This is a genomic window from Neisseria sp., from assembly GCF_030530745.1.
Taxonomy (GTDB): domain Bacteria; phylum Pseudomonadota; class Gammaproteobacteria; order Burkholderiales; family Neisseriaceae; genus Neisseria.
Genome location: NZ_JAUMUI010000015.1, coordinates 1 through 17,974 on the forward strand (window position 1 = coordinate 1; position 17,974 = coordinate 17,974).

Annotated in this window: 12 protein-coding genes; 2 read left to right on the forward strand and 10 right to left on the reverse strand. The window is 50.2% G+C overall.

The genetic code is table 11. From position 1 onward, the window contains the following. Positions 1 to 109: 109 nt before the first annotated feature. The 9 genes from Q3970_RS06945 to Q3970_RS06985 form a co-directional block, all read right to left on the reverse strand. On the reverse strand, positions 110 to 3,226 hold the full coding sequence (locus Q3970_RS06945) for a type I restriction endonuclease subunit R (RefSeq protein ID WP_303099857.1): 3,117 nt from the start codon (positions 3,224 to 3,226) through the stop codon (positions 110 to 112). Between the two features lie 12 nt (positions 3,227 to 3,238). Further along, positions 3,239 to 4,513 (reverse strand): Fic family protein, encoded by a 1,275-nt coding sequence (locus Q3970_RS06950; protein WP_303099858.1) that lies wholly within the window; start codon positions 4,511 to 4,513, stop codon positions 3,239 to 3,241. 159 nt (positions 4,514 to 4,672) lie between these two features. Continuing rightward, positions 4,673 to 5,212, reverse strand: a complete 540-nt coding sequence (locus Q3970_RS06955; RefSeq protein ID WP_303099859.1) for a restriction endonuclease subunit S — start codon at positions 5,210 to 5,212, stop codon at positions 4,673 to 4,675. 32 nt (positions 5,213 to 5,244) lie between these two features. Next, on the reverse strand, positions 5,245 to 5,805 hold the full coding sequence (locus Q3970_RS06960) for a restriction endonuclease subunit S (RefSeq protein WP_303099860.1): 561 nt from the start codon (positions 5,803 to 5,805) through the stop codon (positions 5,245 to 5,247). A gap of 236 nt (positions 5,806 to 6,041) precedes the next feature. After that, positions 6,042 to 6,878: a BRO family protein gene (locus Q3970_RS06965; protein ID WP_303099861.1), complete on the reverse strand. Its 837-nt coding sequence runs from the start codon at positions 6,876 to 6,878 to the stop codon at positions 6,042 to 6,044. A gap of 1 nt (position 6,879) precedes the next feature. After that, complete coding sequence (locus tag Q3970_RS06970; protein WP_303099862.1) at positions 6,880 to 7,020, reverse strand: hypothetical protein; 141 nt, start codon at positions 7,018 to 7,020, stop codon at positions 6,880 to 6,882. A gap of 3 nt (positions 7,021 to 7,023) precedes the next feature. Then, positions 7,024 to 8,571, reverse strand: a complete 1,548-nt coding sequence (locus Q3970_RS06975; RefSeq protein ID WP_303099863.1) for a type I restriction-modification system subunit M — start codon at positions 8,569 to 8,571, stop codon at positions 7,024 to 7,026. A 179-nt stretch (positions 8,572 to 8,750) separates the two neighbouring features. After that, positions 8,751 to 9,647, reverse strand: a complete 897-nt coding sequence (locus tag Q3970_RS06980) for a polyprenyl synthetase family protein (protein WP_303099864.1) — start codon at positions 9,645 to 9,647, stop codon at positions 8,751 to 8,753. After that, on the reverse strand, positions 9,631 to 9,861 hold the full coding sequence (locus Q3970_RS06985) for an exodeoxyribonuclease VII small subunit (RefSeq protein WP_303099865.1): 231 nt from the start codon (positions 9,859 to 9,861) through the stop codon (positions 9,631 to 9,633). The genes Q3970_RS06980 and Q3970_RS06985 overlap by 17 nt, the downstream gene beginning before the upstream one ends. Positions 9,862 to 10,350: 489 nt before the next feature. Between Q3970_RS06985 and Q3970_RS06990 the strand changes: the two genes are divergently transcribed. Next, a complete protein-coding gene (locus Q3970_RS06990) occupies positions 10,351 to 14,259 on the forward strand; it encodes a pilus assembly protein (RefSeq protein ID WP_303099866.1) in 3,909 nt (1,302 codons plus the stop codon). 98 nt (positions 14,260 to 14,357) lie between these two features. Here the strand turns inward: Q3970_RS06990 and gnd are convergent, their stop codons facing one another. After that, the gene (gene gnd / locus Q3970_RS06995; protein WP_303099867.1) at positions 14,358 to 15,806 is read right to left on the reverse strand and encodes a decarboxylating NADP(+)-dependent phosphogluconate dehydrogenase; all 1,449 of its coding nucleotides are present in this window, start codon (positions 15,804 to 15,806) and stop codon (positions 14,358 to 14,360) included. 421 nt (positions 15,807 to 16,227) lie between these two features. Here gnd and ggt point away from each other — a divergent pair, with 421 nt between their 5' ends. Continuing rightward, entirely contained in the window at positions 16,228 to 17,973 is a 1,746-nt protein-coding gene (gene ggt / locus Q3970_RS07000) for a gamma-glutamyltransferase (RefSeq protein WP_303099868.1), read from the forward strand. The last annotated feature ends 1 nt before the right edge of the window (position 17,974 follow it).

The window sequence follows — 17,974 nt, forward strand, 5'->3', positions numbered from 1 at the left end:
AGGGGGAATTTAGAGGAGTTTTGGGATTTTTGCAAAGGTCTCAGGCCGTCTGAAATATTTTCAGACGGCCTTAAAATTTAATAACAAATACCTACAAAATTTCGGCTTCTTATGAAATATCTCCCCCCACTCCTTTAAACTTCTCCACAAACGCAGCGATTTTCTCAAAAACACTTTGTTTTTTGGTCAAATACTGTGGATTAAGCGGACTCATTTTCGGCAAGGCCGCATTTAAATCTGCGCCGTTTTCGCTGGCATATTCGCGTTTTAATGAAACGGTGATATAGCGTTTGGCCGCTTCTCCGTTCAGATTTTCCGATGCAATCAGCTCTGCTGCTTCGCGCTGCTGCTCGCGTTGGGCAAATTGGTAAAACTGCTCCATCAGCCCCGCCTTGTCGGGAATATCGTCCAAATCCGTTTGATTGATGAAATCCACAATCAGGCTTTCTTTGGCGCGCTGCCCGATGCTGGCGCGGATAATGCGGCGGATTTCTTCCGTTAATTCGCTTTTGTTTTTGATTTTTTTATTGTGTTCGAAAATCAACTCTAAAATATAGTCCAAATTGATTTCCTGAGATTTGAGCAAATCCACTTCGAAAACCACGTCATCCCAATCGATGGCGGATTGCGCGGCTTCATTGCCTGCTTTTTCACGGCGCAGCCATTCCCTGATATCGTTATAGGCCGAGCGGTAATCCTGAATTGCCCGCGCACCGGGGATTTTCACCGCCTGCATGGCTTGCAGGTTTTCGTCGGTCAGATAATATTTTTCTTTGAATGCTTCAACCGCCGCATGGTCTCCCGTATCCAGCTGCTGAAATGCCTGCAAAGCGGCAAACTCATCATAGTTTTGCAAAATATGGTCTGCGCGCAGAAATTCGCCGAACAGCTTGGCAAAATCGCGTTTGTCTTTTTCGGTAACGATATTGCCGGGATCAGGAAAACGCTGCTGCAATTCCGCCGCCACTTCCAGATAGCCCCTGCGGGCTTCGCCGGTTTGTGCATCGGTGTAGCCTTCCATGTATTCCTGATAACTTTTTTCCAGCACCACGTTTCGGGTTTGGCTGTTACCGAACAAAGTGATGGCATCAACCGTTGCCTGCTCCAAATCGCGGAAGGTAACAATATTGCCGAAGGTTTTGGTGGCGTTGTGGATGCGGTTGGTGCGCGAATAGGCTTGCAGCAGGCCGTGATAGCGCAGGTTCTTATCGACAAACAAAGTATTGAGCGTTGGCGCATCGAAGCCGGTTAGAAACATGCCCACCACGATCAGCAAGTCCACTTCCTGATTTTTCACCCGCAGGGAAAGATCGCGGTAATAGTTTTGAAACGCTTGGCTTTCCACGCTGTAATTGGTTCGAAAAGCCGCGTTGTAATCTTGAATCGCATAAGCCAGAAACTCTTTGGCACCGGCATCCATCGCCGAAATTTCAAAACCTTCGTCGGCAATATCGCCGATGGCGTTTTGTTCTTCATTGGCTGCAAAAGAAAAAATCGTGGCAATCTTTAAAGGCTGCGCGGCATCTTGCTGCAACTGTTTCAAAGCTTCGTAATACAGCTTGGCCGCTTCCACACTGCTCACGGCAAACATGGCATTGAAGCCTTTGCCCGAAGCATTGAGACGGTGGGTTTTCTGTTTGAAACAGTTGAGAATATATTGAGAGATTTCGCGGATGCGCTCGGGATGCAGCAGCGCCAGCCGGTTTTCGGCCGCACTTAATTTCTGCTCGTCGGTTTCCTGTTCCAACGATTTGAACCGCGGGCGCACATCGTTGTAATCCACCTTGAATTTCAGCACTTTTTCATCGCGGATGGCATCGGTGATCACATAAGAATGCAATTGCGTGCCGAACACGCTTTGCGTGGTTTCCGCGCCCAATGCGTTTTCGGGAAAAATCGGCGTGCCGGTAAAACCGAACTGATAAAATTTTTTAAACTTTTTCTTCAGATTTTTTTGTGCTTCGCCAAACTGGGAGCGATGGCATTCGTCAAAAATAAACACCACCTGCTGTTGATAAACCGGCAAGCTCTCTTCACTTTTCATCAGGTTATTGAGCTTCTGGATGGTGGTAACAATAATTTTATTGTCGTCTTTTTCCAGATTGCGCTTCAGCCCCGCCGTGCTGTCCGAACCGTTGACACTATCAGGCGAAAACCGCTGATATTCCTTCATCGTTTGATAATCGAGGTCTTTGCGGTCGACCACAAAAAACACTTTATCGATAAATTCCAGCCCGGTGGCCAAACGCGCCGCCTTGAAGCTGGTTAAGGTTTTACCCGAGCCGGTGGTGTGCCAGATATAACCGCCGCTTTTTTCTGCCGCATCGCGGTTACCCCAGTTTTTCGATTGGAAGGAACCGCGTATTTTCCACAAAATCCGTTCGGCGGCGGCAATCTGGTAAGGCCGCATGATCAACAGGTTATTGCCGGTATCAAACACCGAATAATGCAGCAGCACTTTCAGCAAAGTGTTTTTCTGAAAAAACGTGGCAGTAAAATCTTTCAAATCCTTAATCGGCGAATTATCGGATTTCGCCCAATTCATCGTAAATTCAAAACTATTTTTATCACGCTGCGTGGTATTGGCGAAATAACGCGTATCGGTACCGTTGGAAATCACGAATATTTGCAGATATTTAAACAGCGAGTTTTCCGCATTAAAACTTTCCTTCGTGTAGCGGTGCACCTGATTAAACGCCTCGCGCACCGCCACGCCGCGTTTCTTCAATTCGATCTGCACCAAAGGCAGGCCGTTTACCAACACGGTAACATCATAGCGGTTGGCGTAAACGCCCTGCTGCTCAAACTGATTGATTACCTGCAAGCGGTTACGCGCCGGATTTTTCTTGTCGACCAAATAAATATTGCGGATTTTCCCGTTATCAAACACAAAATCATAAATATGGTCGTGGTGGATTTTGCGGGTTTTATCGATGATGTTTTCAGACGGCCTATCGATATATTCGTCTAACAAACGCTGCCATTCGCCGTCTGAAAACACCACATGATTCAGATTCTGTAAAGATTCGCGCAGATTGGCCAACAGCTTGTCGCGGCTGTTCAAATCCTTGCGGTATTCATAGCCCTGATTCTGCAAATCGGCGATTAATTCGCGTTCCAAATCGCCTTCGGTTTGATAGCCCGCGCCGGATTGGTCGATTTTTTCATATTGGTCGAGCACGATAAAATGATCGGTTTCGGCGATGGGGCGGGTTTCGTAAGTCATGGTGGGAATTCCTTAAACACGGACTAAATTCATCAAATGCTCAAAAGAATAGCGCGTCGATTTTCTGCCGCTGCTTTCTTCGGTAACCGTCAAGATACCGGCCTCATGCAATGCGCGGGTGAACCGGTTTGCCGTAGCTTGGGAAATTTCAGTTTTTTCCACCAGATTGGTATTGCGGAACACGGGATAAGTAAACACAAAATCCAACATGGCCAACGCATGTTTACTGGATAAAATCTCACTAAATTGCGGCTTCATTTCTTCATACAAGCGGCGGATATTTTCTGCAATTTCCAGATTGCGGACAGATTGGCCTTCCACCGCATGCAAAAAGAAAACCACCCATTCATTCCAGTCGCCCGATTGAGAAACCGAACGCATCAAATCAATATAACGGTTTTTATGTTCTTCAAAGTATCCGCTGATATAAAAATGCGGCGCCGAAATAGTTTGGTTCGACCATAAAAGCAGCGTAATCAGCATTCTGCCAATCCTTCCGTTACCGTCTTGAAACGGATGCAATGCCTCAAATTCCAAATGCGCCACCGCCGTTTTCACCAAAACAGGCACATCATCCCGATGCAGATAGGCAAATAAAGAATCCAAACCCGCCTCCAGCTTTTCGGGGCTGACTGGCACAAACAAAATCTTGCGGCTGACAGTATCCGCCAAATAATTCTGCTCCCGTTTAAACTCACCCGGCGCTTTACCCGCACCCCGCCCGTAAGACAACAATTGCTGGTGCATGGTTTTGAGCAGCGACTTGCTCAAGGGGTAGCCTGCTTCCATTGCCTGCTGTGCATTTTTCAAAGTTCTCTGATACAAAACCGTCTCCACAATCTCGGAGCGGACACGATCAGAAAACTCATCGGCGGCATAATCAGCCTCATACTGCAAAATTTCATCCATGGTGCTGACTGTGCCTTCCATACGTGAAGAAATCACCGCTTCCTGATTACGCAGAGGCGCAAGCAGAATCTCACTATTGTGCATATTTTTCAGCATCTGGTCATAACGGGCAATGGCATCCGTTGCCTCCAAGAGCGCGGGCATGATGCGGTGCAAATCCAATGATTCAGGAGGAAAACCGCCGTCGTGATAGCGGACGGCCTGTTCCAGATTCGGTAAAAAAGCATTCATTTGTTTATCACAATTTTCAAAATATGATTGACAAAGCGCATTATCACTCAGCAGTGCACAGCAAGCAAGCTTGTTACTCACATTGTGATTTTTTTGAGTAACAAACTTGCTTGCTGTGCATCCGTGAGCAACAACATCCGTTGCCAATCACCAAACCGCTTTTTTGAGCAGCAAAACCGCCAGCCCTACAAACGCGGAAGCGGGCGGTATTGCCGATGGATGATGTTTTGCCGAAGCGCTTGCTTATGCTTACTAGTAGCGGAATCACTGAAAACCGTTCAGACAGGCATCATGCCTGTCTGAAACTCAAGCGGCAGGCGCAAAGTTGAGCAGCTGCCCGCGGTAATATTCGTATTGCCGACGGCGCAAGGCGATTTCGCGCGGCAGGCCGTCTGAAATGGATTGAGTAAGGGTGTCGAACTGATCCAGAATGGCGACGATTTTTTGTTGGATTTCCAAAGGTGGGATGGGGATTTTTAACTCTGCTAATTTACCAACAGCCAAACCTGGTTGAGCCGATTTCGAAGCATATTGATTTAAGTTCATGACTGTCAGCATATAAAAAGCCCAGTGAATATTGATACTAGATTGCGCTGTAACAACAACAGCATGTTCAGTAGCATAAAATTTGCCATTTGCACGCTGTACATTGCCACATAATGCACCTTGTCTACCAATTATTACATGCTCACCATTGTGGTTAAATTCTTCTACATAACCACGTACTCCATTTCCGCCAAAGCATGGATAAATATAGGTTGTATTGCTTTCAACAAAAATTTTACTAGCAGAAATATGCTTGCCTGCTCTCATATCAAAAACTTCCCCCAACGTTTTCCACGCCACATCTTTCAGGCAGTCAGGATAAAGTTTAGCTATTACCCCCCCCCGCGATTGTCAAAATCTAACAGCGCATTGCGGTAATATTCATATTGTCTGCGACGTTGGGACAGTTCGGCTTCCAGCTCGGTCATTTTGTCAAGTATTTTTACGATTTTTTGCTGGGTTTCTAACGATGGAATGGGAACTTGAATGTTTTCAACAGATGCTCGTCCTAATCGTGGAACGCTTGCTTTTCTCACTTGACTTGTGATTTTACTTTGTTGAGTTAATAAAAAATAATATAAAAATTTATCGTTCAACAATTCCTGAGGACAATCAAAATAATAACAATCATCTGCTGCCCAAAATTCAGTATCACTAAAGCCAATTTCACCCGCAGCCCCTGCTGCTATGATAAAACTCATATTAGATCTACAATTTTTATCATTAAAAAAACCCAATGGCTGTAAACTATTTTGATAAACAGGATATTTACCGCTATGTTGTAATTGACTACGTACTAATCTTTTACCTCTTTGTATTAATAAAATATCTCCCAATTTTTTCCACTCCACCTTTTCCGCCTGAATCATTTGCAGTAAGTTTTGTTGAATCATCCTGTTGTCCTTAAATAACTTTAGAGGCCGTCTGAAGCCGTTTTCAGACGGCCTATATGCTTATCGTTTTGGTTCTGCCAATGCGGCAATATCGTCCGCCGCCCGAATGATGATGTTGCCGGCCAGCCGTAGGTCGGGCATAAATGCCCGACACAACGCGCCGTAATCATGTCGGGCATTTATGCCCGACCTACGGATTGTCGTGTACTGTAAGGCTGTCTGAAAGCGTATGAACTTTATGACTTGCTTTTCTTTTCCGGCAGCTTGCGTAATGTTTTGGCATTGTCGCTGGTAATCACGCTTTTGCCGGTTTGTTTTTCCAATTCCTGCCGCGCCACTTTGGCAACATTGCCGCCTTGTTGCGCTATCTGTTTGCTTTGTGCAAAAGTTTCAGGATTAACGGCTTGGGAAATATCTTTGGTTGACGCTTCGGCAAGCATGTTTAAAATCAGTTCGGTGCCGGTCATATTGTCGCGCAGATTCTGTTTTTTTAATCCTTTGTGCTGCTTGTATTCTTTAACGGTTTTCCCCGACCAAGCTTGGCTGATGATATTGGTTAAAACGGCGAATTGCTGATCATGTACGCCGACACGCTGCCATTCGTCGGTAAGCTCTTTGCGGATTTCTATGCTTTTCAGCCGTTGGTTAATCCAATCATCGGAATAGCCGAGGTTGCGGTAATCCTGCAAAGCTTGCCGAATGCCTAGCTCCGGATCTTGAATCTGATTCAGGCGTTCGCTGCCTGTTTGCGCCAGCCATAGTTTGACCGGCTCGGCTTTAGGGCTGGGAACAGACTGGATAAGGCGCAAAAGCTGCTCTGTATCGGCAACATCGGTCAGCCGTTGTTTGCCGTCCGCAGCAAGCATTTTCAACCGGTTACAATTTGTAACCGTTTCATTTCCTTCTTTCAACAATCTGTTTTTTAATACTTTCCAATAATTTCGCGCACTTTGATAATCCTGCTGTTCGGTTAAAACAGCAATAATATCCACAATGGAGAAATACCATTTTTCTTGTTCGTCATCCCAATGCGAACGGATTTCTTGTTGTTCAAATAATCGGATATTTGTCATTTTAGTATTCCATGGTGTTTGTTTTCAGGCCGTCTGAAACCGTTTTCAGACGGCCTTGATTTACCCGGTGTTTTAAGTTATGCCGATATTCGGGCTGCTGCTGTTTTTTGCCTTCGGTGCGGTAAGTCGGAATATTTGGCACGGTTCAGGCTTCCAGCTCGGCAATAATCTCGTCAATGCTTTGGCGCAATTCGTCAATTTTAGCCACGGTGGCTTTAATCTCGGCATTGAGTGCGGCAATATCGATGATTTCGCGGGTGTCTTCCGCTTCTACATAGCTGCTGACGGAAAGGTTGTAACCGTTGGCGGCAATGGTGCTGTTTTCCACCGATCGGGCAAGGTGGGCGACGTCTTTTTTATCGGCAAATAGATTGAGGATTTGCTCGATGTGTTCGTCGGTTAAGACGTTGTTGTTGGTTTCTTTTTTGAAATATTGGCTGGCGTCGATAAATTGGACGCTGTTGTTATTGGGTTTGCCTTTGGACAATACCAGGATGTTGACGGCGATACTGGTGCCGTAAAAGAGGTTGGGGGCTAGGGCAATAACGGTTTCTACATAGTTGTTGTCTACCAGATATTGGCGGATTTTCTGCTCCGCACCGCCACGGTAGAAGATGCCGGGAAAAGAAACGATGGCGGCGCGGCCGCGGGCGGAAAGGTAGTTTAAAGCGTGCAGGATAAAGGCGAAATCGGCTTTGGATTTGGGCGGCAGAATGCCGGCGGGGGCAAAACGCTCGTCGTTAATCAGGGTGGGGTCGTCGCTGCCCATCCATTTCACGGAATAAGGCGGATTGGATACGATGGCATCAAAGGGTTTGTCGTCTTTTAATTTGGGGTTGAACAGGGTATCGCCCAATTCGATATGAAATTTATCGTAGTTGATGTTGTGCAGAAACATGTTCATGCGGGCGAGGTTGTAGGTGGTGTGGTTGATTTCCTGCCCGAAAAAGCCTTCTTCGATCATGTGTTCGTCAAACTGCTTTTTGGCCTGCAACAGCAGGCTGCCCGAGCCGCAGGCCGGATCGTAGATTTTGTTGATGCGCTCTTGCCCGTGTGTGGCGAGTTTGGCAATCAGTTTGGAAACGTGTTGCGGGGTGAAAAACTCACCGCCCGATTTGCCGGCGTTGGCGGCATAGTTGGAAATCAGAAATTCGTAGGCATCGCCGAACAGGTCTATCTGGTTGTCTTCGAATTTGCCGAAATCCAAATCTGCCACACCTTTCAACACGGCGGCCAAGCGTTTGTTTTTATCGGCAACGGTGTTGCCCAAACGGTTGGATGTGGTATCGAAATCGGCAAACAGGCCTTTGATGTCGTGTTCGGACGGATAGCCGTTGGCGGAGCTTTCAATTGCATCAAAAATGGTTTTTAAATCGGTGTTGAGCCGCTCGTTTTGATGCGCTTTGGCGGCAACGTTTTTAAAAAGCTGGTCGGGATAAAGGAAAAAACCTTTGGTTTTGACGGTATCTTCTTTAATTTGGCTGAGAATCGGGCTGTTTTCGGGAAAGGTTGAATAATCAACGCTTTCATCGCCTTGTTCGATATAGGCGGCGAAATTTTCGCTGATAAAACGGTAAAACAGCGCACCTAAAACATATTGCTTGAAATCCCAACCGTCAACCGAACCGCGCACATCGTTGGCAATCTGCCAGATGCGGCGTTGTAATTCTGCTCGTTGCCGGGTGCCGGTCATGGTAATGCTTCCTATATATGTAAAAACATGAAGAATGTGAAATTATACATGAGCCGATAACCGTTTTTTCTTAAAAAATTATTGATTTTTCTGCTCAAAAACTTGGGAAAGGATAAAGGCCGTCTGAAAAAAACCTTTCAGACGGCCTTTATATTCATTAGAAACCGGCCGTTAAACCACTAATGCTTGCGCGCCGTAACAAATTCGGCCAATGCCTGCAAATATCCGGCTTTTTCACCGAACGGCGCCAATAAGGCCGCCGCTTCGGCAACCAAATCTTCCGCATAACGGCGGGCAGGCTCCAAGCCCATCAGTTTCACATAAGTGGGTTTGTCGTTGTCGGCGTCTTTGCCGGCGGTTTTGCCCAGTGTGGCGGTGTCGGCTTCGCAGTCGAGCACGTCGTCTATCACTTGGAAAGCCAGGCCGAGTTTGCGGGCGTAACCGTCTAAGCGCTGCAAATCGTCATCGCCCAAATCGGGGCAGGCCAGTGCGCCGAGCGCCACGGCGGCGCGGATTAAGGCGCCGGTTTTCAGGCCGTGCATCTGCTCCAATTCGGTTTGGTTCATGGGTTTGCCCACGTTGGCCAAATCGATGGCCTGGCCGCCCGCCATGCCGAGGCTGCCGGAAGCTTGCGCGAGCGCGGCAACCATCTTGAGCTGGCGCGCGGCGGGCAGGCCGGTGGGGCGGCTCAACACGTCGAACGCCAGCGTTTGCAGCGCGTCGCCGGTTAACAGCGCGGTGGCTTCGTCGTATCGAATATGGCAGGTGGGTTTGCCGCGGCGCAGACTGTCGTTGTCCATCGCGGGCATATCGTCGTGTACCAGCGAATACACATGAATCATTTCCACCGCTGCCATCGCGTGTTCCACCGCGGTTTGGTCGGCTTCGCCCAATTCGGATGCAGCCAGCACCAGCAGCGGGCGCAGGCGTTTGCCGCCACCGAGGGTAACGTAGCGCATGGCTTGGTGCAGGGTTTGCGGCACCATATGTTCGGGCGGCATCAGCCTTTCGAGCACAAGCTCGGTCTGCGCCTGCGCTTTTTGCTGCCACGCTTTCAAATCATTCGCTTTGCTCAAGGTTCAGCTCCTTCAGTTCGCCCGCATCCAGCACTTGCAGTTTTTGTTCCACTTCGGCCAGTTTGGCTTGGCAGTATTTCACCAGTTCGTTGCCTTCCTGATAGGCGGCTAATGCATCTTCCAGCGGCATTTCGCTGCTCTGCATGGCTTGGGTGAGCGTTTCGAGGCGTTTCAAGGCTTCTTCAAAAGATTTCGGGGCGGCAGGTTTTTTCATCAAAAATTCCTTTTCGGTTGAAACCACGCCGTTTGTGGCGGCAGAATTTAACTTTATCCGGCAGGGAAGTAGCCCTGCCAAATCAGGGAGGCGCTTTACTTTATGTGCCGCCCTGTGTATTGAAACATATTGGTAAATGGTTTGCGTAAAAGGAAGCATTGTATAGCCGAAAGGGGCGGAAAGCCATCGGAAAACCAAGAACCGAAGCCGTTTGAAAATATTTTCAGACGGCCTTCAATATCTGCCGCTGTTTCCGCCATGGTTCCACATTATTCACATCGCACCGAGTCATCTTTCAAAACAACCCATACATTAAATAATGCAAATTACCGGCGGCAAGCCTGTGGCATATACCGCACAGCAACAAACCGACAGCCTCGTTTTTCAAACAAAAAAATGATAAAATTATGAAATATTATTTTAATTTTACTAAAAATAGAAAACTTAAAATGTTTTTAACTCAATAATCCAAAATCCTTTGGGGAAACCATGAAAATTCCGTTCCGTTCCGTTCCGCTTCTGCGGCTGAAGGTTTCTGCCCGTTTGACCGCCGCCGCGCTTTCATTTTATGCCCTTAATGCGGGGGCTACCGTTTTCGATCAGAATCCGATGCTGGGCATCGGCAGTTCCTACCCGCCCAATGTGCTGCTGGCGCTTTCGGTGGAATTTCCGACTGCGGGAGCGGCATATCAGGAACAAGGCACCAGCAACACCAACCCGGAAAAATATTTGCAGCTTACAGAAGAAAAATTTAAACAAAACACCTATCTGGGTTATTTTGATCCCGACAAATGCTATAGCTACAACGATAACGGCGGCTACTTTGAGCCTGCCGGTAAGGCACCTGCCGACCGCTTCTGCGGCTCCAGCGGCAAATTCAGCGGCAACGCCTTAAACTGGATGGCCATGACCACCATCGACATTTTCCGCCAAACCATGACCGGCGGTAACCGCGCCAAGGGGCCCGGCACCTCTGAGGAAGATTATAAAAGCGGGGATGCCGAAGGTAAGACCATCCTCCGCCGTGCTTATGTCAATCTGAACCAAAATGCGGCATACGGCCTTTATGTCAAAGCAGTAGACCGGAGCCTTGCAACCAAAATCCTGCCTGCTTCCGTTGTTTCTCAAATACCCTCAAACGCAAGGTTGCTGGTGCGCAACGAAGGTTTTCAGATGGCCTTCGGCTATATTGAACCTGCTACCGAAAAGCAACACAACTATCATTATCCGAACGACAACCCTAAAAAAGCGGGCACGGCCTACCGCCACTACAACCGTTTCCTGCCCGCACCGCAAGAAAGCAACGCCGTCAAGGCCTACAACGTGCAGGTGGAAGTCTGCCGCCCCGCCATGCCCGAAGGCAACTGCCGCGCCTACAGCGCCACCAATCTGAAGCCTGAAGGCCTGATGCAGGAATACCTGCAAAAAATGCGCTTCAGCGTATTCGGCTACCTGAACACCGACAACTATGATACCGGCAAAAGTATGAACGGCGGGGTAATGCGCGCCCGTATGAAGTCGCTCAAAGGCGAAACCACTTCCGAAGGCACCGTGCTGGGGGCTGAAATCAACGAATCGACCGGGCAGTTTTATACCAATCCCGACCAAGCAGATGCCTCTGCCAGCGGGGTTGCCAACAGTGGCGTAATCAATTATCTGAACAAATTCGGAGACAGCGGAATGTACCGCAGATCCGATCCAGCCGCCGAGCTTTATTATGCGGGTTTGCGCTATTTCAGAAACAAAGGCAATCTGCCTGATTACACACAATGGGTAAAAACCGGAGATGACGCGGCTAAAACCGCCAAAGACAATTTCCCGGTAATTGAAACCTGGAACGACCCCCTGCTCGCCAAAGGCGAAACCTTAAACAGCAAAGAAACGGTTTGCCGCCCCAATTTCCTGCTCTATATCGGCGACACCAACACCCACCACGATAACGACCTGCCCAATGCCTACAAGCCGAGCGGCGAAGGCCTCCCGGCACCGGTCATTCCCACTGATGATAATGAAGTTGAAACACAAACCTACCTGCAAAAAGCAGCCGGCGCCGAAAGTACCTTCATCCTCAACGCCGGAAAACAGTTCGGTGCAGGCGGCGGATATTCCTACGGCAGCATCGTCGGCCTGGCCTATTGGGCGCGCACCAACGATATCCGCAAAGATATGCCGGGCAACCAAACCATCCGCACCATTATGGTAGACGTGTTGGAAAGTGCCCGATACAGAGCCGGAAAAGGCTACAACGATAATATTTTCTATTGGGCGGCCAAATACGGCGGCTTTACCGACAGGGAAAACGAAGAAAAAGGCCTGCTGCCCGTGTTGAAGCCCAATTCAAACCCGGAATCACGCGCGCAGTGGACCACCGATGCCGCAGGCAGTACCAGCATACCCGAATTTGAAGAAGGCGTGCCGGGCACCTACGGCGCAGCGGCAAATCCGGAGGATCTGGTTAAAGTGTTGAAAAAATCATTTGCCAATATCGGCGCAAAATCCGACACCCCCACCCAAACCGCATTGGGGTTAGATTTGAATACGGCAGGCGTGATGGATGTGTCGGCCGGTACCCTGATTATGCAGTCGAGCTACAAACAAAACGACCACGGCTGGCAGGGCGATGTGATTGCCTACCGATCTTCGGATGTGTTCGGCAGCTCTGCCGCCAATCCTCCCGAAGCCGCATGGAAACTAAGCAATATTCTGGCAGGCTACCGTTCAAACCCCCAAAACCGGAACGTTTGGGCACGTTCTTCAGACGGCATACACCGTTTTTCGCGCACAAACGCAGAAAAATTCAAAAACAGCCTGGCATTGGAAAACAAAGGCCGTGCTACCGACGATCCGGGTAACCTTATCGACTATATTTTGGGATCGAAAACTTATGAGGAAGGCAGCACCCTGTTCAGAAAACGCCCCGACAACGGGCTTTTAGGCACGGTGGTCAATTCTTCGGTAACCGTAATCAAAGCCCCGCAGGCCGAAAACCTGAAAGAATGCAGATATGAAAATTTTGAAACGGTTAAAAACCGCAAAACACTTTATGCTTTTGCAGCAAACGACGGTATGCTGCACATCGCGGACCACAGCGGCAACGAACAGTTTGCCTATCTGCCTGCCGACGCCCTGCCGAAACTGAAACAGTTTGCCGACAGTGAAACCGGGTGGAAACACACCTTTATCAACGACGGCACGCCGGCAGCGGCAGAAGTATGCTTTGCTTCGTCAAAAACCGCCAAATCGGTTCTTGTCGGCACCACAGGGCGGGGCGGCAACAGCGTGTATGCCCTCGACACCACCGATATGGGCGGCAGCACCACTGCGGATTCTAAAAACGTTATGTGGGAATTCAATAATTCAGACGATGAAGACTTAGGCCTGACCATACACAAACCGGTTATCGCCAATATGGCGTCAGGCGGGCAGTCCCTGCCGGTTGCCGTAGTCAGCGGCGGCTACAATGCAAAAACAGGAAACGGCTACCTCTATATCCTGAAACTGGAAAAAAGCGGCACATGGCAGCAAGGATCTAATTATTGGAAAATCAAATTGGGCAACACCGGCGTGGGTATACCGAAAACAGTGGATACCGACGGCGACGGCAACATCGACCGTATTTACGCGGGCGACGAATCGGGCGCATTGTGGCGGGCAGATTACAGCAGCGGCACATGGCAGGCCAAAAAGATCTTCCAAGGCAGCAGGCCGGTTACCGGCGCACCCGACGTACTTAAAAACAACGGCAGCTACACCGTTATATTCAGCACCGGTAAATATTTCGACGGCAGCGACGCATCACCTTCTCAAAAAAACTACGCCTACGGCCTGTTCGACAAAGACGGTTCGCAAATCAGTGAAAACCGGCTTCTGAATCAGCAGGCCGGCAAAAATCCCGTTGCAACCCAAGGAAGCAGGGTTTACTACAGCACCACCCGGAACGGATTGAACGATTCGCACATGGGCTGGCGCTTCGAAATGCCCGAAGGTTTCATCAGCGTTTCCGATGCCTTGGTGCGCCGCAGGAAAACCGCCCAGTTTTCGGCCTTTAAAATTGCAGGAGGCGGCATCGTGGATCAAAACGCCACAGGCAACGTTTGCCAAGCAGAATCGGGAGAATCGGCGACCATTGAAATCGACGTACGCACAGGTGCCATGTATAAAGACATAATTTTCGACACCAACAACGATAAAAAGTTTACCCGATCCGACGATATGCCCGCAGGCATGGCGGTGGAACAGGGAAAAATTGCCCTGTTTCCGTCAACCGCCACAGTAATGATCGACGGCAGGCAGTATGATGTGGTGTTCAAAATGGGCGATGACGGAAAATTCATTATCGAATACCTGAACCGTTTCCCCCGCACCGTCCGGCGCATCAGCTGGCGTGAAATTTTCTAAAACCCGAAAATCGGCAAAGGCCGTCTGAAAACATTTTCAGACGGCCTGTTTTTTTAAACAGCATATTGTTTAAACAAAGTTTATTTAATCCGGCCCGTTTAAATATCGTAAGTGGTGGAAGCGGTATCGCCGCCTTTGCCCGTCCAATTGGTATGGAAAAACTCGCCGCGCGGTTTGTCGGTGCGCTCGTAGGTGTGGGCGCCGAAATAGTCGCGTTGCGCCTGCAACAGGTTGGCGGGCAGGCGCGCACTGGTATAGCCGTCGAGAAAAGTCAGCGCCGATGCCATGCACGGCATGGGGATGCCGCATTCTATGGCTTTGGCCGCCACTTTGCGCCACGCGGGCAGGCATTGTTCGAGAATGCGTTTGAAATAGGGGTCGGCTCCGAGAAACACCAAATCGGGGTTGGTTTCGTAGGCATCGCGGATATTGCCCAAAAACGCGCTGCGGATAATGCAGCCTTCGCGCCATAACAGGGCTGTTTGGCCGTAGTTGAGCGCCCAACCGTTCACTTCACCGGCTTCGCGTATCAGCATAAAGCCTTGCGCGTAAGAGATGATTTTCGAGGCCAGCAGGGCTTCGCGCAGGGCTTCCACCCATTCGGCTTTGTCGCCCTCAACAGGTTTGACGGTTTTGTTGAAAAGCTTGGCGGCTTCGGTGCGCTGCGTTTTGAACGCCGACACGCAGCGGGCGAACACGGCTTCGGAAATCAGGGTGAGCGGAATGCCCAAATCCAGCGCGTTGATGCCCGTCCATTTGCCGGTGCCTTTCTGGCCGGCGGTATCGAGGATTTTTTCAACCAAAGGTTCGCCGTTTTCGTCTTTGAAGCCCAAAATGTCGGCGGTAATCTGAATCAGGTAGGAATCAAGCTCGGTGCGGTTCCAGATGCTGAAAATTTCGTGCATCTGCTGGTAATTCAAACCCAGGCCGTCTTTCATAAACTGATAGGCTTCGCAGATGAGCTGCATATCGCCGTATTCGATGCCGTTGTGCACCATTTTCACGAAATGGCCGGCGCCGTCGCGCCCCACCCAGTCGCAGCACGGCTCGCCCTGCGGCGTTTTGGCGGCAATGGCCTGCAATATCGGTTTCACGTGCGGCCACGCTTCTTCGTTGCCGCCCGGCATAATCGAAGGGCCGTTGCGGGCGCCTTCTTCGCCGCCGGAAACGCCTGCACCCACGAAACAGATGCCTTTTTCGGCCAACTCGCGGGTGCGGCGGGTGGAATCCGGGTAGTTGGCGTTGCCGCCGTCGATAATGATGTCGCCTTCTTCCAAAAGCGGCACGAGCTGCTCTATAAAATCGTCCACTACGCTGCCTGCGCGCACCATCAGCATGATTTTTCGGGGTTTTTCGAGTTTATCCACCAAATCTTGCAGCGAATCTGCGCCGATAACATTGGTGCCTTTGGCTGCGCCGTTGAGAAAATCGTTTACTTTGGAAACGGTGCGGTTGAATGCGACAACTTTAAAACCTTTGTCGTTCATGTTGAGAATCAGGTTTTGGCCCATCACGGCCAAACCGATTACGCCGATATCGCCTTTCATCGGGAATCCTTCTGTTTGTGAATTGCAGCCGCCTACTTTAACCGATTAAGTGCGGTTAAACAATGTTTGAAGCAGAGTCTGTTTGTTGGGGGAAAGGGGTTGGAAAAGTATAAAATTTTAATATTTAAATAATAAAAAGACTTTGATTTTGAAGCTGGTGTTTTGTTGTGGATAATCTGTTTTTAACATTAAATTTCAATGTATTGAATCAGGTAAAACCTTTTGGAAAACCTGCCTCGGGCGATGGGGAAAATTGTGGATAGTTTTCCCTGTCAAGCATTATCTGTGGAAAACCGGCAGGTTGTGCACAGCTTTCAGACGGCCTTTTCCAATATGCAGGTTCTGTATCCAACCCGCATGCCGTCTGAAAATCAGGTATAGTGCGGTTGTTCTAAAAATTTTCAGTCTGAAGGAGGAGCTTATGCCGTTAAAGATTGTTCTGATCGGCCTATTGGCCGCGTTTTCCCCAGCCGCCTACGCCTATCAGCCTGCACCCGCCGCAGAAAACCGTGCGCCCGAACAGGGCACGGGTAAAACGGCGCAGCAGCTGGTTGAAGCCAAAGAGTTTATGGCGGCATCGGCCAACCCGCTGGCCACCGAAGCGGGTTACGAAGTGCTCAAGCGCGGCGGCAGCGCCATCGATGCCATGATCGCCATGCAAACCACGCTGAGTTTAACCGAGCCGCAGTCTTCAGGTTTGGGCGGCGGCGCATTTTTGGTGTATTGGGACAACCAGGCCAAAAAACTCACCACCTTCGATGCGCGTGAAACCGCACCGCAGGCTGCCACGCCGCAGCTTTTTTTAGATGAAAACGGCAAACCGCTCGAATTTATGCAGGCGGTGGTGGGCGGCCGTTCGGTGGGCGTGCCCGGCGTGCCCAAACTGTTGGAAGACGTGCACAAACGCTACGGCAAACTGCCGTGGAAAACCCTGTTTGCCAAACCGATAAGTTTGGCCGAACAGGGTTTTGCCGTGTCGCCGCGTATGGCGAAATCCATCGATCAAAACCGGCAACATCTGCAACGCTATCCCGAAACCGCCGCTTATTTTCTGCCCGGCGGCAAACCGCTCCCGGCCGGAGCGGTGTTGAAAAACCCTGAATTTGCCGCTTCGGTGAAACTTTTGGCGGCCGAAGGCAGCGCGCCATTCTACCGCGGCAAGCCTGCCGAAAACATCATCAAAGCCGTGAACGGCTCGAAAGACAACCCCGGCAAAATCACCGCGGCCGATTTGAGGAACTACCGCATTATCGAGCGCGAGCCGGTTTGCGCGCCCTACCGCGAATTTGAAATCTGCGGCATGGACGCACCCAGCTCGGGCGGTATCGCGCTGGCGCAGATTTTCGGCGTGATGCGGCATTTCGACATGAAAGCCATGGGCGCAGGCAATATCCAAAGCTGGCGCGTGCTGGGCGACGCATCGCGCCTGGCGTTTGCCGATCGCGATTATTATGTGGCCGATCCCGCCTTTGCCGACGTGCCGGTGCGCGCCATGCTGCACCCCGAATACCTGAAACTGCGTGCCGGTTTGATTGCAGACAGCTACGGCGCGCTGCCGCAGGTAAGCCCCGGCGGTTTCGCCCGCACGCAGGGCAAAGGGCAGGGCATGGAGCTGCCTTCCACCAGTCATATCGTAGTGGTGGATAAAAGCGGCAACGTGGTTTCGATGACCACTTCAATCGAAAACGCTTTCGGTTCCACCCTGATGGCCAACGGCTACCTGCTCAACAACGAGTTAACCGATTTTGCGTTCAACCCCGTTGATGCAGAAGGCAAAACCGTGGCCAACAGCGTGGCCGGCGGCAAACGCCCGCGCTCTTCGATGGCGCCTACCATCGTGATGAAAAACGGCGATCCCTATATGGCCGTAGGCTCGCCCGGCGGCAGCCGCATCATCGGTTATGTGGCCAAAACCCTAACCGCCCACATCGACTGGGGCATGGATATCCAAGCCGCCATCGACCTGCCCAATATACTTAACCGCGGCAGTGTCTATGAATTGGAGGAAAACAGCGCCGCCGCCGCCAAAGCCCCAGATTTGGAAAAACTGGGCTACAAAGTGCAGGTGCGCGATTTGAACTCGGGCGTGCAAGGCATCGTAATCGGTAAAAACGGCCTGCAAGGCGGTGCCGACCCGCGCAGGGAAGGCCGGGTGATGGGCGATTGAT

Bases quoted from the DNA above. Each gene is read 5' to 3' on its own strand.
- Q3970_RS06990 (WP_303099866.1), top strand. From the start codon at position 10,351: ATGAAAATTCCGTTCCGTTCCGTTCCGCTTCTGCGGCTGAAGGTTTCT.
- ggt (WP_303099868.1), top strand. From the start codon at position 16,228: ATGCCGTTAAAGATTGTTCTGATCGGCCTATTGGCCGCGTTTTCCCCA.
- Q3970_RS06965 (WP_303099861.1), bottom strand. From the start codon at position 6,878: ATGACAAATATCCGATTATTTGAACAACAAGAAATCCGTTCGCATTGG.
- Q3970_RS06945 (WP_303099857.1), bottom strand. From the start codon at position 3,226: ATGACTTACGAAACCCGCCCCATCGCCGAAACCGATCATTTTATCGTG.
- Q3970_RS06975 (WP_303099863.1), bottom strand. From the start codon at position 8,571: ATGACCGGCACCCGGCAACGAGCAGAATTACAACGCCGCATCTGGCAG.
- gnd (WP_303099867.1), bottom strand. From the start codon at position 15,806: ATGAAAGGCGATATCGGCGTAATCGGTTTGGCCGTGATGGGCCAAAAC.
- Q3970_RS06960 (WP_303099860.1), bottom strand. From the start codon at position 5,805: ATGATTCAACAAAACTTACTGCAAATGATTCAGGCGGAAAAGGTGGAG.
- Q3970_RS06985 (WP_303099865.1), bottom strand. From the start codon at position 9,861: ATGAAAAAACCTGCCGCCCCGAAATCTTTTGAAGAAGCCTTGAAACGC.